Source organism: Acinetobacter sp. BZX-2 (assembly GCF_055179795.1).
Map to the genome: position 1 here is coordinate 60948 of NZ_CM143686.1, position 22267 is coordinate 83214.

The 22267-nt window shown below is 38.3% G+C and carries 24 protein-coding genes and 1 pseudogene; 10 read left to right on the forward strand and 15 right to left on the reverse strand.

From position 1 onward, the window contains the following. Window positions 1-226: 226 nt before the first annotated feature. The 9 genes from ACY45D_RS00275 to ACY45D_RS00315 all read right to left on the reverse strand — a co-directional run bounded on the left by ACY45D_RS00275 (window position 227) and on the right by ACY45D_RS00315 (window position 5798). Window positions 227-382: a hypothetical protein gene (locus tag ACY45D_RS00275; RefSeq protein WP_167374972.1), complete on the reverse strand. Its 156-nt coding sequence runs from the start codon at window positions 380-382 to the stop codon at window positions 227-229. Window positions 383-581: 199 nt separating this feature from the next. Continuing rightward, a complete protein-coding gene (gene ahr / locus ACY45D_RS00280; protein WP_463107947.1) occupies window positions 582-1604 on the reverse strand; it encodes an NADPH-dependent aldehyde reductase Ahr in 1023 nt (340 codons plus the stop codon). Window positions 1605-1637: 33 nt separating this feature from the next. Further along, window positions 1638-2192 (reverse strand): DNA-3-methyladenine glycosylase I, encoded by a 555-nt coding sequence (locus ACY45D_RS00285; RefSeq protein ID WP_463107948.1) that lies wholly within the window; start codon window positions 2190-2192, stop codon window positions 1638-1640. A 30-nt stretch (window positions 2193-2222) separates the two neighbouring features. Beyond that, window positions 2223-2468, reverse strand: a complete 246-nt coding sequence (locus ACY45D_RS00290) for a hypothetical protein (RefSeq protein ID WP_463107949.1) — start codon at window positions 2466-2468, stop codon at window positions 2223-2225. A 26-nt stretch (window positions 2469-2494) separates the two neighbouring features. Beyond that, complete coding sequence (locus ACY45D_RS00295) at window positions 2495-3031, reverse strand: M23 family metallopeptidase (protein WP_463107950.1); 537 nt, start codon at window positions 3029-3031, stop codon at window positions 2495-2497. A 75-nt stretch (window positions 3032-3106) separates the two neighbouring features. Continuing rightward, window positions 3107-4165, reverse strand: coding sequence for an A/G-specific adenine glycosylase (gene mutY / locus ACY45D_RS00300; protein WP_463107951.1), 1059 nt, complete (start codon window positions 4163-4165; stop codon window positions 3107-3109). Window positions 4166-4290: 125 nt separating this feature from the next. Next, the gene (locus ACY45D_RS00305; protein WP_463107952.1) at window positions 4291-4659 is read right to left on the reverse strand and encodes an HIT family protein; all 369 of its coding nucleotides are present in this window, start codon (window positions 4657-4659) and stop codon (window positions 4291-4293) included. Window positions 4660-4717: 58 nt separating this feature from the next. Further along, a complete protein-coding gene (locus tag ACY45D_RS00310; protein ID WP_463107953.1) occupies window positions 4718-5452 on the reverse strand; it encodes a dienelactone hydrolase family protein in 735 nt (244 codons plus the stop codon). A gap of 187 nt (window positions 5453-5639) precedes the next feature. Beyond that, complete coding sequence (locus tag ACY45D_RS00315) at window positions 5640-5798, reverse strand: DUF1328 domain-containing protein (RefSeq protein ID WP_004825834.1); 159 nt, start codon at window positions 5796-5798, stop codon at window positions 5640-5642. A gap of 199 nt (window positions 5799-5997) precedes the next feature. Between ACY45D_RS00315 and ACY45D_RS00320 the strand changes: the two genes are divergently transcribed. The 4 genes from ACY45D_RS00320 (at window position 5998) to ACY45D_RS00335 (ending at window position 11558) form a co-directional block, all read left to right on the forward strand. Then, window positions 5998-6450: a YcgN family cysteine cluster protein gene (locus ACY45D_RS00320; RefSeq protein WP_463107954.1), complete on the forward strand. Its 453-nt coding sequence runs from the start codon at window positions 5998-6000 to the stop codon at window positions 6448-6450. 136 nt (window positions 6451-6586) lie between these two features. Beyond that, window positions 6587-7774 carry a class C beta-lactamase gene (gene ampC / locus ACY45D_RS00325; protein WP_463107955.1) on the forward strand — a complete coding sequence of 396 codons (1188 nt, stop codon included), beginning with the start codon at window positions 6587-6589 and terminating at the stop codon, window positions 7772-7774. Between the two features lie 82 nt (window positions 7775-7856). Beyond that, window positions 7857-9131, forward strand: a complete 1275-nt coding sequence (locus ACY45D_RS00330; RefSeq protein ID WP_463109386.1) for a replication-associated recombination protein A — start codon at window positions 7857-7859, stop codon at window positions 9129-9131. 75 nt (window positions 9132-9206) lie between these two features. Beyond that, complete coding sequence (locus tag ACY45D_RS00335) at window positions 9207-11558, forward strand: glycerophosphodiester phosphodiesterase family protein (RefSeq protein ID WP_463107956.1); 2352 nt, start codon at window positions 9207-9209, stop codon at window positions 11556-11558. 136 nt (window positions 11559-11694) lie between these two features. Here the strand turns inward: ACY45D_RS00335 and purC are convergent, their stop codons facing one another. Genes purC through dapA form a run of 3 tightly spaced genes read right to left on the reverse strand, consistent with a single transcriptional unit; the run spans window position 11695 to window position 13972 of the window. Next, a complete protein-coding gene (gene purC, locus ACY45D_RS00340) occupies window positions 11695-12414 on the reverse strand; it encodes a phosphoribosylaminoimidazolesuccinocarboxamide synthase (protein WP_463107957.1) in 720 nt (239 codons plus the stop codon). 37 nt (window positions 12415-12451) lie between these two features. Further along, entirely contained in the window at window positions 12452-13060 is a 609-nt protein-coding gene (locus ACY45D_RS00345; protein ID WP_463107958.1) for a lipoprotein-34 precursor (NlpB), read from the reverse strand. A gap of 15 nt (window positions 13061-13075) precedes the next feature. Next, window positions 13076-13972, reverse strand: a complete 897-nt coding sequence (gene dapA, locus ACY45D_RS00350) for a 4-hydroxy-tetrahydrodipicolinate synthase (RefSeq protein ID WP_463107959.1) — start codon at window positions 13970-13972, stop codon at window positions 13076-13078. A gap of 530 nt (window positions 13973-14502) precedes the next feature. Between dapA and pncA the strand changes: the two genes are divergently transcribed. Next, window positions 14503-15150 carry a bifunctional nicotinamidase/pyrazinamidase gene (gene pncA, locus ACY45D_RS00355; protein ID WP_463107960.1) on the forward strand — a complete coding sequence of 216 codons (648 nt, stop codon included), beginning with the start codon at window positions 14503-14505 and terminating at the stop codon, window positions 15148-15150. 94 nt (window positions 15151-15244) lie between these two features. Next, window positions 15245-16198, forward strand: a complete 954-nt coding sequence (locus ACY45D_RS00360; RefSeq protein ID WP_463107961.1) for a bile acid:sodium symporter family protein — start codon at window positions 15245-15247, stop codon at window positions 16196-16198. Between the two features lie 50 nt (window positions 16199-16248). Here the strand turns inward: ACY45D_RS00360 and ACY45D_RS00365 are convergent, their stop codons facing one another. Continuing rightward, on the reverse strand, window positions 16249-16734 hold the full coding sequence (locus ACY45D_RS00365) for a 2-thiouracil desulfurase family protein (RefSeq protein ID WP_463107962.1): 486 nt from the start codon (window positions 16732-16734) through the stop codon (window positions 16249-16251). A gap of 75 nt (window positions 16735-16809) precedes the next feature. Between ACY45D_RS00365 and ACY45D_RS00370 the strand changes: the two genes are divergently transcribed. The 3 genes and pseudogenes from ACY45D_RS00370 to ACY45D_RS00380 all read left to right on the forward strand — a co-directional run bounded on the left by ACY45D_RS00370 (window position 16810) and on the right by ACY45D_RS00380 (window position 18487). Further along, window positions 16810-17088 carry a DUF4031 domain-containing protein gene (locus ACY45D_RS00370; protein ID WP_463107963.1) on the forward strand — a complete coding sequence of 93 codons (279 nt, stop codon included), beginning with the start codon at window positions 16810-16812 and terminating at the stop codon, window positions 17086-17088. A gap of 104 nt (window positions 17089-17192) precedes the next feature. After that, the gene (locus ACY45D_RS00375; RefSeq protein ID WP_463107964.1) at window positions 17193-17945 is read left to right on the forward strand and encodes a pyridoxine 5'-phosphate synthase; all 753 of its coding nucleotides are present in this window, start codon (window positions 17193-17195) and stop codon (window positions 17943-17945) included. 12 nt (window positions 17946-17957) lie between these two features. Then, a pseudogene (locus tag ACY45D_RS00380) lies at window positions 17958-18487 on the forward strand (GNAT family N-acetyltransferase). A gap of 376 nt (window positions 18488-18863) precedes the next feature. Here ACY45D_RS00380 and ACY45D_RS00385 read toward each other — a convergent pair. After that, window positions 18864-19595, reverse strand: a complete 732-nt coding sequence (locus ACY45D_RS00385; protein ID WP_463107965.1) for a hypothetical protein — start codon at window positions 19593-19595, stop codon at window positions 18864-18866. A 526-nt stretch (window positions 19596-20121) separates the two neighbouring features. Between ACY45D_RS00385 and ACY45D_RS00390 the strand changes: the two genes are divergently transcribed. Continuing rightward, the gene (locus ACY45D_RS00390; protein WP_463107966.1) at window positions 20122-21204 is read left to right on the forward strand and encodes an Abi family protein; all 1083 of its coding nucleotides are present in this window, start codon (window positions 20122-20124) and stop codon (window positions 21202-21204) included. A 238-nt stretch (window positions 21205-21442) separates the two neighbouring features. Here the strand turns inward: ACY45D_RS00390 and ACY45D_RS00395 are convergent, their stop codons facing one another. After that, window positions 21443-22156: a hypothetical protein gene (locus ACY45D_RS00395; RefSeq protein WP_463107967.1), complete on the reverse strand. Its 714-nt coding sequence runs from the start codon at window positions 22154-22156 to the stop codon at window positions 21443-21445. Window positions 22157-22267 lie beyond the last annotated feature (111 nt).

A 22267-nucleotide genomic window follows, 5' to 3' on the forward strand; every position in this document is an offset into this window, starting at 1 on the left:
ATTGCAGAGAAACTGTGAAGAAAGTTCAGTTTTTCATTTAAAAATACAGACATAATAAGAACATATTTCTTTATTTGAATAAAGATCTATTCCAAAGACTTATATGATAAGGCATGATGCTGAATTATAAAATTGTGATTCAGTTCAAAAAAATGTAAGAAATTATAAAAACTATAAAAATAAGTCAGATCAATTATCCAACTTATTTTTAATTTTTGCTTTAAGTTTAGTGCCATTGATTGGACATATGTTTTAAGCAATTGATCGCTTTAACAACGTTTTCAGCAAGTTGAGCATCATCCAAAGCTTGAATCAGTTGATTTGAAAGTTGTAGTTGTTCAATGGAACGAATCATTTCAACTTTACGTTTTTGATCTTTCATGAAGAGTTCCTCAAAGTGATGATTTATCTTGGGTCTGACTATAGGCTGAATTTATAAATTTGAAAAACTGAATAAAATTGTTATTTTAATTGGTTTAAACGATTTATGGGGGTGGCATTTGAATAACATTAACTTCGTTATCGTTTAAATTTTTGCTATTCACAACATAAAGTGTGAATAGCAATTTGAGTCAATAAAATTAAAAATCTGCTTTCAAGACAATTCGATAACGGGCCTTGCCTGAATGTAAACGTTCTAAAGCATCATTAATTTGCGACATTGGATAAAGCTCAATTTGCGGGGCAATGTTTTTACGTGCAGCAAATTGCAAAAGCTGACGCAATGCAAAAGGTGAACCTGTTGGAGAGCCTGTGACAGATTTTGCTCCACTAATTAAATTCCCTGCTGGAATCGCCATCGGTTCAATAACCATGCCGAGCATATGGATTGAGCCATTTGGTGCTAGGGTATTGAGGTAAAGTTTCCAGTCTAAAGTGACGTTCACGGTACACAAGAGTAAATCAAACTTTCCACGTTGGGCTTTGAGTGCATTGGCATCACGGCTATTGACCACGTGATCAGCCCCCATGGCTTTCAACTCATCTGTTTTATCGAGACTCGAAGTAAATGCAGTGATTTCACAGCCCCATGCTTTGAGCAATTTGATCGCCATGTGACCTAAACCGCCAATACCAATCACACCAACATGGTGAACGGCTTGAATTTGATGTTTTAAAATCGGGTCAAAGACGGTTATGCCACCACACAATAATGGGCCAGCACTTTCTGGATCTAAATCTTCAGGAAGAGGGATAATCCACTGCCAACCTGCACGAACCTTATCTGCAAAGCCACCTGCATGTCCTACGATGGTCGCCTGTTTTTGCCCCGTACAAAGCACTTGTTGTCCACTGATACATGGGTCGCAGTATTGACAACTTTCAGCTGTCCAACCGATACCTACGCGTTGTCCGACTTTTAAGCCTTTGGCTTCAGAACCTAGCTGGGTAATTGTACCAATAATTTCATGTCCACCAATGACTGGAAAGACCGCATTGCCCCATTCATTATTGATCACAGAAACATCAGAGTGACATAGCCCACAATATTCGACTTTGACTTCGACTTGATGTGCTTGTAATTCACCTGCATCAAATTGATAGGGTACAAGTTCTGCACCTGCCTCTAAGGCAGCATAGGCTTGGATGGTATTTTCAGACATTTGAATCCTTCCTATTCTTTTCCAATTTAAAGTTTAACGAGATGAGCAATCATTTTCATGGTCATTGACCATACCAACCGCCTGCATAAAGGCGTAAATCGTGGTTGGGCCAACAAATTTAAAACCATTCTTTTTCAATGTTTTTGAAAGTTTTTGACTGATTTCAGTTTGGGCAGGTGCTTGTTTATAATCAGGGACATCATTGATTTGTACTTGTTTGTCGACAAAATCCCACAACCAATTTGCCATGTCGATGTTTTGAGTTTTCATATTTTGCCATGCGATGGCATTGTCACGAATTGCCGTTAGTTTTCCTATATGTCGAATTAAACCTGCATCTTTACATTTTTCAGCTAAGTCATCATCGCTCAACGCTGCAATGCTTTGAATAGGATGATTAAAGAAGTGTGCTCGATAGCTTTCACGTTTTTTTAATACAGTAATCCAAGAGAGACCTGCTTGTTGACCTTCTAAGCACAGCATTTCAAATAAGTGCTTTTCATCTCGGCTCGGCTTTCCCCATTCATGGTCATGGTATTCAATATAAAGCGGGTCATCTGAGCACCAACCACAGCGTTTATTTGACATGAATGATGCTCCTTTTTATTTAATCATTGATTAGATTTGAAAATGGGTCCATTGATCTGTTTGGGTATCCCAATAGGACAGTTCGGCTTGAGGCAAATCTGTAAATTTGATCCAAAAATCCTTTCCTGTTTTATCTGCAAATCCTGTACTGATCAAGAGGGCATCTTCAGTAATTTCCATGATCCAACCTTGATGAGTTTGTCCATTGAGCACAATTTTTTGCTGATTGCCTGATTCTGCAAACTTAACTAAACGCTCGATCAAAGCTTCTGACATGAAATATTCCTAAAATTTAACTTAATTCATCGTAAATATGGGTATGGATTGACTGCACCACGACCTTTACCACTTAAGTATAGTCCATAGTGCAAATGTGGGGCAGTGTGGCGTGCATTTCCTGTGTTACCTACATAGCCAATCAGCTGGCCTTTTTTCACATAATCGCCTTCTTGTAAACCACGTTTATGATCATTCAAATGCGCATAATAGTGATATGCACCACTTGGCCCAATCAGCCAAATCACTTTACCACCCAAGTTGTTATTTTTTAAACTGGCAATCACACCTTCAGTGGTACTGTACACTTTTGTACCTCGTGAAGCCATGATGTCTATGCCTTCATGTGGACGTCCTTGGCTACGCGAAGCACCCCATGTGTCTTTTAAATTTTGGGCTTTTACGCCATCTACAGGAATAGGCAATTGGTCAGGCAAGGGCATTGCCTTGAGCTGCAAAATGGTTCTTTGCGGTAAAGGTGTTGATTTTTTAGGTGTTGTTGTACATGCCGTTAAAAAAAATATAAATAAGCAAATCAAGCTGAAATGGATACTACGAGACACGGTGAATCCTTGTTTTATAAATTTTGCGCTTTGAATGAATGGAATTTTAGACATTTCCATTCTAGTTTGACTATGTCATATCTCTACCGCAGAGATCAATTTTTTCATTGCTGTTGGAATGCCCATTTGTGTAGCTTTTTGTGGCGTTAGCCATTCTCCACCGAGTTCAGCCTGTAGATATTCTGTTTGATCTGCTTCGACTTGGAAAATGTGCGCATTCAATATCCACGTAAAGTGAGTAAAACTATGTGAAATTTGAACAGGCTCAGCAGTGGAAACCAGTTTCAATCTTTGGCAAAGTTGACTAAATTCCGCATCATCTTCAATGATTGGTAAGCTCCATAAACCACCCCATAAGCCACTATTTGGACGTTGTTGCCATAACCATTGTTCATCGGATGGATCTGATAAGCGTGTATTTGAACGTAGTAACAAAACCTTCGCCGTTTTTACTGGAACAGGTTTTTTTGGTTTTTTATAAGGGAGTTCAGTTTCTAAACCTTGTTGATGCGCCAGACAATGTTGTTGCATTGGGCAGTATAAGCAGAGCGGCTTTTTCGGCGTACAGATGGTGGCTCCCAAGTCCATAATGGCTTGAGTATAGTCATGATTTCGCTCGACTGGGCAAAGACTTTCAGCCAGTTGCCACATTGCCCGTTCATGGATAGGTTTAGTCAGATCGTCTTCTATGGCAAAAAATCGTGCTAAAACCCGCTTTACATTGCCATCCATAATGACACCATATTGACGTAAACCCAACGACATCAACGCACCACCTGTCGAAGACCCTATACCAGGAAGTTCAATCCATTCTGCCAAAGTTTTTGGGAATTGACCTTGTTGGCTGACGATCGTTGCTGCCTTATGTAAGTTACGAGCGCGTGCGTAATAACCCAGCCCCGCCCAATAGGGTGCAACATCATCCCATGACGCTTTGCCTAAATCATGGACGGTAGGAAAGCGCTGCATAAAACGGTCAAAATATTGCAGTACCGTTTTAACCTGAGTTTGTTGCAACATAATTTCAGAGACCCATACTTTATATGGATCATCTGCGACCTGCCAAGGTAAGTCATGGCGGCCATGTTGATCGAACCACGTCAGTAGAGCATCCGAAAAAGAAAATTGCGACATATGGATTAACAGTTGCTGCGTATAAAACTGGGTGTTTAGTATAGCGAATCGCAGTGAGCTTTCGGGTGTATTTTAAAGTAAAAAAGACGCCGAAGCGTCTTTTTAGATAGATGTATAGGAATAGCTTAGTCTTCGCTAATCACACCCCAACGTTTATCCAGTTTAAGCGGTTCATTTTTATAACGTGGAATAATGTGCATGTGGAAATGCTCAGCGTGTTCATCACCAAATACATGACCATCATTAAATGCGATATGAAAACCTTCTGGTTGATGGCGAATTTTTAACTCATTGCGTGCAAGTTCTAGCAAGGTTGACAGGCTTTTGCGTTCTTTTTCAGTTAAATCAAAAAAAGAATCGGCATGGCGTAGAGGAATGATGACGGTATGCCCTTTAGACAACGGGTTAGGTTCAGGTAAAATTGCACCAAAATCATTTTTATCAATAATATCAAATTCGTCAAATTCACAATATGGGCATTTTTTTTCAGTCATTTTACATTCCTCTTTCAATATTATTTAAATCCATAGACTCAGTCATTGCATGATGCAATTAGGCGAGTACACGATCTAATAAACCATACATTGCTGCTAAACCTTTTTTCTCTGCTTCAGCGTTATAGCCTAAATCTACATTGTTGGCTTTGGCACGCTCGTCCGCAAGTGGGTTACTAAAGCCATGCTTAGCATCTTTTAGCACAATCACTTCATTTGTTATATGGGCATTGCTCATTTCTTGTTTAAATGATTCAACATCTGCTAAAGATACCATGCTGTCGAGTTCGCCATGCAGAACCAAGACTTCAGCTTTGAATGTATCTTGTTGAGCGACTTGCTGAGCAGATAAATTCGCATGGAAAGTCACAGCAGCTTTTAAGTCAGCACCTGAACGTGCTAAATCCAAAATAACTTTACCACCATAACAGAAACCGATTGCAGCAAGACGAGTCGCATCAACTTCAGGTTGTGCTGCCAACGTTGTTAAACCTGCATTGGCACGCGCAACGATGCTATTTTCCTGAAAAGTTTGCATCATCCATTCACTGGCTTGAGGTACTTGAGTGGTTGCTTTTTTATCACCATACATATCAATCGCTAGAGCAGCGAAACCGTGTTCAGCAAGTTCACGAGCACGTTGCTCCGTATATTCATTACGACCCCACCATTCAGGTGCCACGATGATGCCTGCAACAGGTTCTACAGATTCAGGTGCGGCAAAATAACCAATCAGTGTTGAACCATCAGCAGAAGTATAGGTTATTTCACGCGTTTTGATTGCAGCAACCATCTGTTCAATCCTTATATGAATGAGAATGAACTTGATTAAAGCATAAATAGATCAGATTCAAATGAATAATTTTTAAAAATGAGGATTGAAATGTGAGAATTTATGAATGTCCAAAAAGCAAAAAGAAGGATCTAAATCCTTCTTTAAGTATCGTTGTTTCAATGCACATTATGTGAGTTTAAGTTGACTAAACTTTCCCTCTGGAGATAAAGCCCACAATTGCCAAAATCACAGCAACAACTAAGAGGATCACCGCAAAGTCTTTAGACATACCTGCAACGCCACCGAAGCCAAACAAACTTGCAACCAGTGCAATCACTGCAAAGATAATCGCCCAACGAAACATGATTTAATCTCCATATTGTTTTTATCGAATTTCAGTATATGCATATTTTTTGAGCGGAAATGTGTTGTTATGTGGCCTAAGTGTGAATAAATCAATGATATGTAGTTGATCTGTTATGTTTTTAGGTTACTGATGTCACGGTGGACGTTCTTAAAACTGTTATAATCATTCAAATCTTTGATGAACAATTTTGAATGGTATGACTCAAAACTTACGTCCACAATTTTGGAAAGAATATTCTCTTGATGAAATGAATCAAGCGGAATGGGAAGCATTGTGTGATGGTTGCGGGTTGTGCTGCTTGGTTAAATTGGAAGATGACGAAACCAATGAAGTTGCTTATACCAAAGTGTCATGCAAATTATTAGATTGTAAAACGGCACGTTGTTCAGACTATCCAAATCGTTTAGCACACGTGCCTGATTGTATTCAGCTGACGCTTGAGAAATTACAAAATATCCATTGGTTACCATCAAGTTGCGCATACCGTCGTTTAAATGAGGGGAAGTCTTTACCGACTTGGCATTATCTCAACACGGGTTCGAGAGACAGCGTGATCCAAGCGCGAAAATCTGCGGCAGGGCGTTGTATTTCTGAAGTAGATGTCGATGAAGAAGAGATCGAAGATTATATTGTGCGTTGGGTAAGATAATATTGAATTCTTTTTATGAATCAGCATTTTCAACAATAAAAACAATACTTTCACAGTAATTTCTCTATTCACGTTCATACTAGGAGTATTGATAGATAAGCCTTGTTGTAGAAGGCTTTCAGGTTGCTTGAGTGAAATGAGTTTGGGAAATATACATATGACCACATCCAGAAAGCTTTTTTTAATTGTAGGGCTTTTATCTTGTCATTCTTCTGTTTGGGCGCAGCCGCTCAGCGAGCAACAAGTCAAGGACATTGTAGATCAGCAATTTAAACCTTTATTAGAGCAATATAAAATTCCTGGACTAGCGGTCGCAGTTACATTGAATGGCAAACATTATTTTGTCAATTACGGGCGAGCATCAAAGCAAAGCCAGCAAGCAGTCAGTAACAGTATCTTATTTGAACTTGGTTCAGTGAGTAAGACCTTTAATGCCACTTTGGCAGCCTATGCGCAGGCGCAAGGGCAGTTATCATTGTCTGATCATCCTGCTAAGTATTTCCCTAAATTAAAAAATACCGCAGTGAATAAAGCCACAATCCTGAATTTAGGTACGTATACCGCAGGTGGTTTTCCACTTCAATTTCCTGATGAGATTATCCAACAACAGGATATGATTGAATATTTCCAGACTTGGCAGCCAAAAACCAAAGTTGGCACTGCTCGCCAATATTCCAACCCAAGTATTGGTTTGATGGGCTATGTCACGGCACTCGCCATGAAAAAGCCATATGCAGAATTGCTTGAAAAAACGTTGTTTCCACAGCTTGGCCTGACGCAGAGTGCTATTCATGTGCCTGAGCGGCAGATGTCGCAATATGCATGGGGTTATAAAAATGACCAAGCGATCCGTGTTTCCGCAGGCATGTTTGATGCTGAAGCGTATGGGGTAAAAAGTAGCAGTTCCGATATGCTGAAATTTTTAGATGCTCAAATTTACTCACAAAAATTAAAACAACCAATGCGTACAGCGATTGAAAGTACACATGTGGGATATTTTAAAGTTGGTGTGATGATGCAAGGTTTAGGTTGGGAGCAATACGCTTATCCTGTTCAGTTAGAGACTTTATTGCAGGGAAACTCCAGTAAAATGGCTTTAGAAAGTCATCTCGTCACGCCAATCGAGCAGCCTAAAATAGCGCCAGCCGCAACGTTGTTTAATAAAACGGGTGCGACCAATGGTTTTGGTGCTTATGTAGCCTTTATTCCACAACAAAAAATTGGCATTGTGATGCTCGCTAATACAAACTTCCCAAATGCTGCACGAATCACCGCAAGCTACCGTGTCATAGAGCAGTTACTTCAAACAAATACTGCGCAATAGAATGTCGCATGATTACAGATTCAAATTGTAGATTTGAGTCAGACACAATAGACTAGGACAAAACAGCATAAAGCCAATAATGATGTCAGATACGCATATTCCTTTACCTGAACGTTTACGCCCTCGTGATTTGTCAGAAATCATCGGACAAGATCACTTGCTTGGTGAAAATGCACCGTTACGTCAAATGATCGATCAAGGTCATTTACCTTCAATTATTTTTTGGGGACCGCCAGGAGTTGGGAAAACTACAATCGCATTGCTTTTGGCACAAGCGGTAGATCGTCCTTTTGTGAGTTTATCTGCGCTAAATACCGGTGTTAAAGAGCTGCGTGAAATCATTGCTGAAAGTGGTGATTTGCTAACACCTGTAGTTTTTATTGATGAAATTCATCGCTTTAATAAGTCGCAGCAAGACGCTTTATTAAATGCTGTTGAAAAAGGCAAAATTACCTTAATTGGTGCGACCACAGAAAACCCATCTTTTGAAGTGAATAGTGCATTATTGTCACGTTGTCAGGTTTATACCTTACATGCACTGAGCAATGAAGCCATTCAAGATTTAATACTTCGTGCAATTCAACAAGATAAATTTTTAAAAGACCGTTATATTCAAATTGAAGAGTTTGATGCATTGGTGCAGTTTGCCGCTGGTGATGCACGTAAAGCGTTAAATTTAATTGATTTAATTGCCAGTACTTTTGAAGCAGATGTTGAAAATATTGTCACCAATGCGATTGTGGTTAAAGTTGCACAGCAGAATATTGCGCGTTATGACAAATCGGGCGAGCAACATTACGATCTTGTTTCTGCTTTTATCAAATCAATCCGTGGAAGTGATCCTGACGCGACTTTATATTGGATGGCGCGGATGTTAAAAGGCGGTGAAGATCCTGTCTTTATCGCCCGCCGTATGTTGATTGCAGCGTCAGAAGATATTGGAAATTCAAACCCAAATGCTTTGCTTCTCGCAGGTGAATGTTTCCGTTCGGTACAAGCGATTGGTATGCCTGAATGTCGAATTATTCTTGGGCAGTGTGCAGTCTATCTCGCAACCAGTGCTAAAAGTAACAGCACTTATTTGGCGATTAATAAAGCATTAGAACTGGCTGAAAGAACGGCAAATCTGCCAGTACCGTTACATTTACGCAATGCACCAACCAAGCTGATGAAAGAACAAGGTTACGGCGTAGATTATCTCTATCCGCATAATTACCCTGAGCATTTTGTACTTCAAGAATATTTACCACCTGAACTTAAAGGCACGAAATTATACGAGTCTGCACGTAATAAGCGTGAAGTTGAGGGGGAACGTTTACAGCAACGTCGTTGGCAACAAGAGCAGCAACAACAATAAAGTGAGGTTGATGCATAGCTTTGGCTAGGTTATGCATCAATTGAAAAATACATTTGCAATGATTCAGAATTGATTATGAAATTATCTTTTTTATCGCTCGTGATCGTTACGCTTCTTCCAACCCTAAGTTACGCAGAAATTTCCACTAAAATTACGACCAAACAACAAACTCAAAATGGTTCAGTGTCTCAATTAAAAGTGCTTTATCAACAAGATTTCACACGGCAAAAAAGCATTCCTCAAGGTTGGCGTATCCCTGGAAATAATGCAGGCAATGTCTATGTGGAAAATGGCGTCTTGAATATTGATGGTCGGGCAAATGCGATACAGACCACTTCAATTTTGTTACCACAGAATTTAGAAAAACAGCAAAATTATCGAATTGATTTAGAATTGAGTTTAGATCAACCTGTCAACCAATCACGTTGGGGTAGTGTGATTTATGATGTGACAGAGGCACAAGGTGTGATTCCAAGTCGTTATTATCAGTTTACATTGCGCGCAGATACAACAGCGAAAAATGGCACAGAGTTTGGTCGCCGTCAAACCAATGGTCAATGGGAGCTGTTTGAAACCAAAGCATTTTCTGAAAATATCAGACCGAATCAGTGGTATAAAGCCAGTATCGTAGTGTCAGGGCAACGCGTACAGCATTATTTAAATGACCAGCTGATGCAAGATGTTGAGTTGGAACAGCTTTCAGCCAAAGGTGGTATCGGTTTATCAGCAGCAGGTGTTATTTTAAAAGTTAAAAATATTCAAGTATCTGAACAATTAGCAGCCTTGCCTAATCTGCAAAATAAAGTCACTCAAGTTCAGGAAATTCAAAGTAATGTTGCTTTAGCACCGACGATTATCCAAAAGATTGAAAATAGTAGTTCACCATTAAATTCGGCCAATCAGTTGTATTATCAACTCGATGCTCAGCTCAATTTATTCAATCAAAATGGGCAAAATATAGGGACTTTGACGCAATACTTAGCACAGCCTCAGCGTAATACGATTCCCGTACTTGGAATTAAAGAGCCGAAAACACTAGAAGCTTTGAAATTATTGGCGAATACTCAAGATATCAGCGATATCACCTTATTGTCGAAAAGCGATGCTTTGCTTAAAACAGCACATCAAATGATACCTACAGTACGGACAGCTTTAGATTTAAGCGCTGAAAAATTAAAGGATAACCGTCAAAGTCTTACTGAAATTATACGCCGTAGTAATCAGGCCTATGCCCGAGTTGTGGTCTTACCACAGACTTTGGCCAATAAAGACAGTATCCGCTTTATTCAACAGCATTTAATGACGGTTTGGATGGACACTTCCGCGACGCAACCACAACAGGTAGCGCAAATTTTAACTGCGGGTGTCAATGGCGTTATTACAACGCAAAGTACATTATTCAGCAGCGTTTTAAAGCAATTTCCTAAAAATACTTTATTGCGTAAACCCTTCATTATTGGACATCGTGGTGTGCCAAGTCTTGAAGATGAAAATACTTTAGAAAGTGCGAAACATGCTGTAGCTTTAGGAGCAGATATTGTTGAAAATGATATTTATCTAACGAAAGATCAACAACTTGTGGTGATGCATGATGCAACTGTTGGTCGTACTACAACGTCAACAGGTAAAATTGAGGAGATGACACTTGCTCAAGTTCAACAACTCAAATCAAAGCATAAAGGATATAAAATTCCGACACTTGCAGAATATTTTTCAACGTTTAAAAATAATCCGAATTTTGTATTAATGATAGAAATGAAGAGTGCTGATCCACAGTTGGTACCAAAGATGCAGGATGAAATTAAAAAGTACCAAGTTGAAAATCAGGTAGTCACGACCTCTTTTAACATCGATCAAGTTGCTCGTGCCCAAACATTTTTGCCCCATATTCCACGGGGATTATTGGTAGGCACAATGCCGAAAAACCACAATAACTTGGTGAATGCCAAGCAAATTAATGCAGATGTGCAAAAGTATCATTCATCCTATAACCCCGCTTATCGTGCTGATTTAATTGAGTTGTTAGAAATAACAAAACATCGCGGTATTAGTTTTTGGCCGTGGGCATTGAATGATGAAACATTTAAAAAATTATATCTTGTAGGTAGTTATAGCATAACAACGAATTCTGCACAGCTTTATTCAGCTTATGTGGTTGATGTTCAAGTACCTCAAACGCTCAAGATTCAAGTGAATCAACCAGTACAAGTGACGGCACAATTAACCCAACAAGATCAAACTCAATCTCGCCAAGAAATTCGTGATTTTCTAGTTTTATCAGGCTCACCAAAGTATGAGTTTAAAAATGGTCAATTGCATTTTTTTGAAAAAGGCACAGCTTATGTTTTAGCAGGTTATAAATATCAGATTGATCCACAAAATTTTTACCAGATATTTTCAGCACCAATGAAAATAGTCGTAAAATAATGGTTCACTTTGATTTGCTAGACTGTATTCAAATATAAAGCGTAAAGAACTCATTTTGTAAAAAGCGAATACCTTGATTTGAAAATAAAAAAACCGAGCTATTCAGCTCGGTTTTTTAAAAATTTGCTATCTAAAATTAGATATCAGAAAGGTCTACACCAATACGCGTAGCCACTTCTTCATAAGCTTCAACAACACCACCTAAACCTTGACGGAAACGGTCTTTGTCGAGTTTTTTCTTAGTGTCTTTGTCCCATAAACGGCAACCGTCTGGAGAGAATTCATCACCAAGAACAATACGGTCATGGAATACACCAAATTCAAGTTTAAAATCAACAAGTAACATATTGCCTTCAGAGAATAAATCCTTCAGTACAACGTTTACTTTTTGAGTCAATTCTTTCATTTGCACTAATTGTTCAGCAGTCGCCCAACCTAAGGCAATCGCTTGAGATTCGTTGACCATTGGATCGCCCAAAGCGTCATCTTTGAAGAACAATTCAAAAGTTGGTGGAACAAGTTCTAAACCTTCTTCTACACCTAAACGACGGCATAATGAACCTGCAGCGTAGTTACGCATAACACATTCAACAGGAATCATTTTTAGTTTTTTAACTAAAACTTCAGTCGGTGAAAGCAATTCTTCAAAGTGAGTTTCAATACCAGCAGCAGCCAATTTTTCCATGATAAAGGCATTAAAACGGTTATTCACCTTACCTTTGCGATCTAGTTGCTCTATTTTTTCGCCATTAAATGCTGATGCATCATCACGGAAAACGAGAATTAGATGATCTGCGCTATCTGTTTCATAAACGGATTTCGCTTTACCAGTATAGAGCAAGGTTTGTTTTAACATGGGGGAACCTTTTGCAAGTAAAAATTGCCTAGAACGACTAGGCTGGCCAGTTTTGGTAAATCTGGGATAACAATTCTGCAGCTTTTTCTTTGTCTGCAAAACTATTGTCAGCATTGAGCAGAGCAAGCGTGTTGCTTGATCCTACTGAGTTGAGTTTTAAAATATAAGTTTGATTGTCGACCTTCAAAGTTGTTTCAAAACCACTTTTACTTTGACTATTGGCTTTAATATTTAAACTGCTCAGTGTGGCAAGTGCGTACTGCCAAATTGTAGCAGAATTTCCATCAATTTTAATCAATGGATTGCCGTTTCCATCAGTTAAAAGTTGCGGACGACCTACACTTTCGTTCGGCGCTGAGCTTTCATCTGTTGAGATATTCACTTGAGCACTTTCAGGACGCGGTACTTCGTAACGATTACCACGTTTATTTTCAAACTTAGGCGCATGTTGAATCGCTTGAGGGTCAACAATAGGTGCTGGATACAAAGGCGCAGCAGGTCTAACCATTGTACCTTCAGGATAATTAAGCGGCTCTACTGTGGTCGTATTTTTATAATCTAAAGAACCATTGCTGATCCCAAGTGAACTACAACCCGCCAAACTTAAAGCTGAAAGGGCAAGAGTTAAACCTAAACGTAATTGCATAATACTAAGCTCTTATTAAATGATACCCACTGCTTTAAGTTCTTCACGCAGTGGCGTACGGTATTGTTCTGCAAGTGGCGTTAATGGTAAGCGAATGCCTGTACCAATTAATTCCATTTCATGGAGTGCCCATTTGACTGGAATTGGGTTGGATTCACAAAATAGAATATTGTTTAATTTTGCAACTTGACTGTCTTTGGCTTGAGCAATATCAGTTTGGCCAGCCAAAGCAGCGGCACAAAGTTCGCTCATAATTTTTGGTGCAATATTGGCGGTTACAGAGATATTGCCTTGCGCGCCTAAAGCGATCAATTGGCATGCAGTTTCATCATCACCTGAATAAACCGCCATGTTTTTGCCTTTTAGGCCATCGATCAGTTCTTTACCACGTGGAACATCACCAGTCGCATCTTTAATACCCACAATATTTGGAATATCTGCTAGACGGATTGCTGTGTCGTTGTGCATATCTACACCAGTACGACCCGGTACATTGTAAAGAATGATTGGCAATTCTACGGCTTCAGCGACAGCTTTATAATGTTGAAATAAGCCTTCTTGTGTTGGTTTGTTATAGTAAGGCGTAACCAACAGTGCAGCATCTGCACCAAGTTGTTTTGCTTCTTTAGTGAGCTCAATCGCTTCGTGTGTTGAGTTTGCACCAGTACCAGCAATAATTGGAATACGTTTATTGGCTACACGGATAATTTCTTTAATGACTTGTGTGTGTTCTGCCAAAGTAAGTGTCGATGCTTCGCCAGTTGTTCCGACAGCAACAATACTATTAGTGCCTTGTTCTATGTGCCACTCAACGAGCTTCTCGAGACCCTTCCAATCTACGCTGCCATCTTCGAACATAGGGGTGACGATTGCGACAATTGAGCCTTGAATGATCTGTGCTTGCTGAGTCATTTTGAAAAAATATCCTATTTTTCCATCTACAGTTTACGTTGTGTAAAAATAATATGTAGGTGGTTGCAGTATTTTGATTTGAGCGAGAAACAATCATTTTAGAGATTGAGTAATGCTTATGCAAATTATGACTGATTCAGCGAGTGAGAACAATACGATTTATTCAAAGCTGGAGAAATCTTTATAAAAAGAAACAAATAGATTTTAACGCATTTGAATATGGCGTGATCCATTCCAATATTTTCTTACTGAATGAAGATTTAGAAAGGATTTTTAGGATCGAAAAGGCAGCTATGATTATGCTGTCTAAGTATGTCATAACGGCTTAATTCTTTTGATTATGTTAGCTGTATCAGTACTTGTAATTTTACTGTGATGCCATTCAAAACACTGAAAAGTGATTCAGTGCTTTGATTATGTGTAGGAGCTCGCAATTTTAGGCATTTTTATTGTATGTTGGGTCATATAGGATTTTTATTTTCAACATTAAGATCTTTATATAGGGTTCAATTTAAAAGGGAATCGGGGAAATGTTGCAATCTGAGCGTAGTGTTTTAATTGTTGTTGATGTACAAAATGGTTTTACATCAGGTGGAAATTTAGCAGTTGCAAATGCTGAGCAGATTATTCCAACCATTAACCAATTAGCACAGCATTTTGAAAATATTATCCTGACTCAAGATTGGCATCCTGCAAACCATATTTCTTTTGCTGAAAATCATCCCAATAAAAAACCATATGACACGATTCGATTAAATTACGGTACACAAATATTGTGGCCTTCGCATTGTGTGCAAGGTTCAAAAGATGCTGAATTTCACCCCGATTTAAATATTCCAACAGCGCAAATGATTATTCGTAAAGGCTTTCATTCTCAAATAGATAGCTATTCGGCATTTATGGAAGCGGATCATCAAACCACTACAGGTTTAGCGGGTTATCTCAAGGAACGTGGCATAGATACCGTCTTTATCGTTGGAATTGCAACAGATTTCTGTGTGGCTTGGACAGCGATGGATGCAGCAAAATTAGGCTTTAAAACTTTTGTGATTTCAGATGCGACTAAAGCCATTGATCTACAAGGTTCGTTACAACATGCATGGCAAGACATGCTCGCAGTTGGTGTGAAGCGAGTGGTTGCAAATCAAATTTTAAATGCGGTTGGTACTGAAAAATAGTGCTACGCGAGAAAAATAAGGTATTCACTTGATGCTTCTATTAACATAAGTCAGATCGACAATGCTCAAAATGTTTATCTAGGTAGCAATCATAATGTCTGCAATGTTACGGTTTAGTCAGTTCGTACAAAAAACGTTTGCCTTTTGGGTGGTATTTTTTGCTTTTATTGCATTGTGTTTTCCGCCTGCATTTGTTTGGATGAAAGCTTATATTCCATGGGTTTTGGGGATTATCATGCTTGGAATGGGCATGACTATGACCGTGGATGACTTTAAAGGTGTGCTGCAAAATCCGAAAGCTGTTGTGATAGGTGTGGTTGCCCAATTTGTGATTATGCCCGGGCTGGCTTATTTACTCTGTCAACTTTTTCAGTTACCTGCTGAAATTGCGATTGGTGTGATTCTCGTGGGATGTTGTCCTGGTGGAACAGCGTCCAATGTGATTGCTTATATGGCCAAAGCAAATACGGCTTTATCGGTTGCATGTACCACGGTTTCTACTTTTTTAGCACCGATTTTAACACCTGCTATTTTTTATGTGCTTGCCAGTCAATGGATCCCAATCGATGCTGGATCGATGTTTATCAACATTCTGAAAGTGGTTATTTTCCCGATCATCATTGGTGTTGTGCTCAGAAGTTTGTTTAAGCAAAAAACAGAACAGTATATTCAGATTATGCCGCTGATCTCAGTGATTGCCATCGTTGCGATTGTTGCTGCAATTATTGCAGCCAGTAAGGCTGCTATTCTGCAGTCGGGTCTGCTGATTCTCGTTGTAGTGATGCTTCACAATGGTTTAGGTTTTTTCTTAGGATATTGGGCAAGCCGATTATTTAATTTGTCTTATCCAGATGCCAAGGCGGTGTCGATAGAAGTTGGCATGCAAAACTCAGGTTTAGGTGTGACGTTAGCTGCCATTCATTTTTCAGTATCACCAATAACTGCCGTTCCAAGTGCAATTTTTAGTTTATGGCACAATATTTCTGGGCCAGCTTTGGCCACATATTGGGCAGCAAAAGCGGATAAAATGTCTAAAGATAAACAGTAAAATAGGTTATTTATCGAACCGATATTTTTTAGAGCGCTTAGGCGCTCTTTTTATTTCGGCATGATGGGTAAAAGCTGTAATTGTTGTAAGAACGCCTCTTCAGTCATTACTTTAAATCCATGTTGTTCAAGTAAAGCTGCTGTCACACCTTTTCCTGCAATTTTCTGATCTGAGAAAGTACCGTCATAGATCATTTGTGAACCACAAGACGGGCTATTGGCCTTGAGAATGACATGTGTGACTTGATGTTGTTGGGTAAGTTTTAAGGTTTTTTCTGCACCTAAAATAAATTCATTTGTTACATCAAGCCCTTGGCTATCCATGACCTTTGCCAGTCCTTGTAAAACTACAAAACCATCACCATTAATGATTTCAGCAGGCTGTCGTGGAATGGATAACCCTCCTGCAATTTCAGGGCAAATGACCACTGCCTGATGTGTATCAAGTGACTGCTTCAGTTTGAGCTGTAAGCTGTTTTTTGCATCATAACGGACATTTTGCCCAACAAGACAGGCGCTAATTAAGTACTTATTCATAGGGTTTGGAAACAAAGGCTGAATATTTTCAAATCATAAGCCCCTAGTTATATATTGGATCTTAAGGTGTTTTCTATGGCAATTTATGTGGATCGAGCAAAAGTTCCATTTAAGGGTAAACAGTGGTGCCATCTGATGGCAGATAGCCTTGAGGAGTTACATGCTTTTGCAAAAGCTGTGGGGATTGATTCGAGATTATTTCACCATTCGGCCTCTTATCCACATTATGATATTACCTTAGAAATGCGTATTTTAGTGATTGCTTATGGTGCTATCGATGCAGATCGCAGAACAATTATTATGTGTGGTAGAAAGTTGAAAATGCAGTTGATTGCATTAGAGCAAAATCAGTAAATAGTTTATTGATGCGAATAAGCTGTGCTTTATGATATATAAAACAACATATTTATAAATGATGTGTAGCAAATAATACTCTTGAATAGGGACAAAAAAATAAGATGACCAGACTCAGTATTAATGTGAATAAGATTGCGCTCATTCGAAATTCTAGAGGGACTAATTTCCCAAATTTAGAAGACTTTGTAGAAAATTTATTGAGGCTGGGTGTTAAAGGGATAACGATTCACCCAAGAACTGACCAACGTCATATTCGGTATGATGATGTTTATCAAATTTCTAAGATAATCAAACAGTATCCTGATGTAGAACTGAATATTGAAGGATATCCAGATCGGAAATTTATTGATCTCATTAAAGAAGTCGTACCTGAGCAATGCACTTTAGTCCCAGATTCACCGACACAGTTAACTTCAGATCACGGGTGGGATTTGAAAGATCCGACGTTTTTGCAATCTGTGATACAAGAGCTCAGAAATGTCCCTTCAAGATTGGCATTATTTATTGAGCCCAATAAAGAAGATGTGATTTTGGCAAAACAGCTTGGAGTTGATGCTGTTGAAATATATACAGAATACTATGCAAGTCGTACTCAACAAGATGAAATATATTTGGCGATCCAATCGATTTCAGAGGCTTGTATTGCTGCTGAAAATGCAGGATTGGTCGTTAATGCAGGTCATGATTTGAATTTAGATAACTTAGAAAGATTATTAAACCACTGCAATATCAGTGAAGTATCGATCGGGCATGCATTTACAGTGGAATGTATACACCACGGCATAAATGAAGTGATTCAGCGTTATCATGCCATGTGTGAAAAACGTGAGGCGACGATCCGCAATAGTGTTTAGGATCAGTATGAAATGAGCCAAAGTTTGAATGATTTAGTGGTTCGTCGTCTTACTGTTGAAGAGGATTGGGAAGTTCTTAAAGCTGTTCGCTTAGTATCCCTATTCGATTGTCCAGATGCTTTCTCAGCTACGTATGACACGGCTGAGAAATATTGTGAGTCACAATAGCATGGTCGTGCGTCACATAAGACGCAATATCAATATATTTTAGCAATTCAAGAGACTCGGGCGGTGGGTATATTGGTGCAACACTGAACGCTACACTTGAGTTTAATTTGGTCGCGCTGAGGGTGAATCCTGAGTTTCGTGGCAGTGGTGGTGCAGATTTTTTAATTTCTGCGATTAAAGACTAAGCAATTTCAAAAGGGCATTCTAGGATTGTATTGAGTGTGTCTCCAAATAATTCGCGAGCAGTGAGTCTTTATTTTCGATATGGTTTTATTTTTGTACCCGAATGGGAGTCTTTAGCGCTGAGTTCAGGTCAAAGAAATCAAAAAATGGAATGTTCGACATTATTTTATTTAGGATCGGATTCTGAATAGTGAGTCATGACCTCTCGTGTTTTTATACCTTAATTATTTGCTCTAGATACGAAAAACCCAGCGTGCTTTTTAATCGGCATCGCTGGGTTTATTTGTTGAGTACTAGTATAAGTGCTCTTAAAAATGTGTTTGAACAATAAAGTTGTAAACTTATAACTAAATAAAATCAATAGTTTAAGAATTTAATATATTCCAATTTTTACATTAAAGTCTTAAACTTGGTTTAAGACTTTATTTTTTGATTTAACAATATAGTTGTAAACTAACTTTTTTCCAAAAATTAAAAAATGACTTATGAAAGAAGCCTAATATACAAGCAAAAAACTGAGCATTACGTTCAGTTTTTTTAGAAGTCAGTCGTTTTTGGTGCCTTGGCTTATATCGCTATACTGGTACTTTTCTGCAAGATATTCAGAGCCCTAGCTCGTAAATTAGCTAATTCTGTAGCTGGAATCTTAGCCGAGATCAGTAATTCAAGCTGATGGTTTATATCATCATCAAGGTTTATTACTCTACTACTAATGAATCTAAATCCACCCTCCTGACGTATATCACATACAGAGGCGACAAAGTCAAAATCACGGTCAGGTTTCTCTGCATACATAAAACTATGATTGTTACCCTGATAGTAATATCGGCTAAACATCGTCCGCCTACCCCCTCGATTTACAGTGATAAGAGGGATATGACCACCACAATAACTGTATGTTGCATGAAATGGTATCCCATGTTTAAGGATATTTTGCCCATTTTTTTGTGGGTCATAACATGCCATATCACTGATACTGCACAGGTTTTCGGCTCCAATCACCTTGTCTTTTAGTAGTTTGCCATAAGCCTTACTACCAAATGTGGCTTTATAGACACAACGGAGAACATCATTTAAGTCCGTTGGGTAACTAAAAGTCTGAACTGGGCTAACGAGAAATTTATCTAAAAGAAAGCACCTGTTTTGCAGAAAATCTTGTTTATAAGTTTCCCTGTTGGCAGATGCTGGTATCAGACCTTCAGCTAGCCGTTCAATAAAAGCTTTGCGGTCTAAACCATGAAACTTTACTTTCGCATTGATACGTTTTAACAACTCATCATTTTCAGTATAGATTTGCATAAATCACCTAATTATTAATACGATTTAAGGCAATCAAATGTGATTGAATAACTCAGTTACATGTATTGCCCATAGATTTAATCTACTTAACAATTTAGAAGGCAGTTGCAGTTATCTTTACTGATTAGAATAATGGTAGCATATTCTCGAAAAAATCAAAATTTAAGCTTACGTATAGATTGTTTGATTGATGAAAGTATTCTTCAGCCGAAGTTCCTTTTACAAAGGCTTCGCTTTTGATGCCTATTCATATTGCCATCCTAAAATGAATCTTTAGTAATGTACGTGATATCTTGATACAAAATTTAAGGAAATATAGAAAAATAAAAAGAGTAAAGAAATATATATTTCACCATGTTTACATCTAAATTATTGAATTCTTTTACAGTATAATGGGCATACAACATGTCTCGTATATCTTCAATGCAGGATTTCCTTGACATATTTAAAGGAAACCGCTATTGTTAACTTAACAACGCCCACACGGTGTTTTGTAAGCTAGCAATAGTTTTTACGGATGCACTGTGTGGGCTTTTCAATTTCTAAAGATAAAAAAATTATTCTAACTTTTGATTTTACCAAACTTGTAAAATTAACTGATCGATATATGCCAGTAATATCAAATTGGCAGCAGCAGTCAAGATGGCGTGAATTTCATCGCCAATACCCCACTCTAATTGAGCATACTAAACCATATAAAGCTCCACCTGATTTGGTGAATAAGTTAATTCAGGAGGGGGTTGTAGTTCATGACCGAGAACAGACAGAACGGATCATTTATAGCCATAACTACTTTCGCCTTAAAGCATATTTTATACCTTTTATGGTTCATGGTTCCAGCGTATTTGTGCCTGGTACCACTTTTAGTGCAATTTATGAATTGTATCAGGCGGATCAAAAGATCCGGGACTTCCTGTTCCCAATCATTGCCGAGTTAGAAATCCGAATTCGGGCTGTTATTGATAATGAAGTTACCAGAACTACCAATGATCCTTTTTGGCATCTTAACCCAAGTAATTTCAAAGATTATGAGCAAGTAAAAACTGTTCTGAATAAAGCTGGTCAACGATTCAAGGCGGGTAAACAGGAATTTGCTCTGCACCACTTGAGTCGATACTACACTGCAAGATCATTTGATTATTGCAGGATTCCACCTTTTTGGGTTATTTCAGAAATATTCACTTTTGAGCAACTAAATTCAGTAGCGAAAGCATTAGACAAAACTAAATTTGCCGTTGGTAATGGCAACAATAAGTTACACGAATGCGCCATTAAATTTGGTTTTACAAGTTATGATTCACTCTTGACCAATCTTAAGTGCATCCAAGCTTTAAGGAATATTGCAGCACACCATTCACGTTTATGGAACAGAAACCTCCAAGCTCCAAATGCAGTCAATAAGAAAGTTACTATTAGCCCAATTCAGAACAATCGGTTATACAGCAATCTGATACTGTTACGAGTTATGTGTAAGAGTCAAAATATTCCTGATGGGATTGCACCATTCTTTTCAAACTTAATCAACGTTAATCCGACTTTGGCTGCTCAAATGGATTCAATGGGTTTCCCCCCACATTGGGAAACAGATCCACTTTGGAGTAGTACTTAAATGTATGCAGCTTTATTTCACAGAAAATATACTGGACCGCTTACATTTAGGGGATGTTCTCAATAGAGTATGTGGATATATTTCTTAAATGCTTGGTTATGACTGACCTGTAAAGTTATAAACTAATAATCAAGTGGAATAAATGAGTTAGAGTTTTTATATAATATCAATTTTTTTATTAAAGTCTTAAAATTAATTTAAGACTTTAATAAAATAGTTACTGAAGAATATTATTTTATTACAGTCCGATATTCTTGCTCACTTTCTCAAAAAGTCTCTGCTGTGTGAAGTTACGGAAAGATTTTTGTTCTTCAAGTAGCCTTTCCCATACTATTATGTCTGATTGTAGGCTAGCAAAAATCCAAGCGTTAGGGTCTAAATGGTCTTTTCGCATGATTGAAAAACCCATATGAATAGCAGCACAAATAAATGCCCCATTGGATACATACGCATCCTTGAATTGATTTAGCTGCCGATGATATCTTTCGACGCTATGTTTTAATCCATAACTACCCAAATGGTAACGAACAGACTTTAATTTTTTTAAATGCTGTAAGTACATACAACATCGTTGGCACTCATCGAGTGAATTTCTTAGTATCTCTCGACTTTCTTGAAAGTGCTGAATATATTCTGCTTTTGAATCATGGAAAGTGCGTCTTTTATAAAAAGATTCATGGTAAGTGTCAGCGTGACCAAAGCCATTCGCTGTTAATAAAGGTTCTTGCTCTAAAACTCTTGCAATATCAACAAGTGTAATTAAATAATTTGATGGGCCTGAATTTTGTTGAAGTTGAGCCATTGCCAAAGCCCATGGTTTATTCACTTCTTTGAAAGAAATTACATCAAGTGCATCAGTTTGCGTTTTTGCTTGTTCACTTTTAACAAGTTCTTTGGCACGTTTCTTTGCTCTTTGAACAGACAGTCCTGATGGGAAAACTAAGTTTTGCATAAGTGCTAACCTTATAGCTCGCCATTTTCATTGTGCAGTCCACATCACCCTTATGGCATACAATAAGGATAAGAAGATTCATCTCAAGACGAGAAATATACATTATCACAA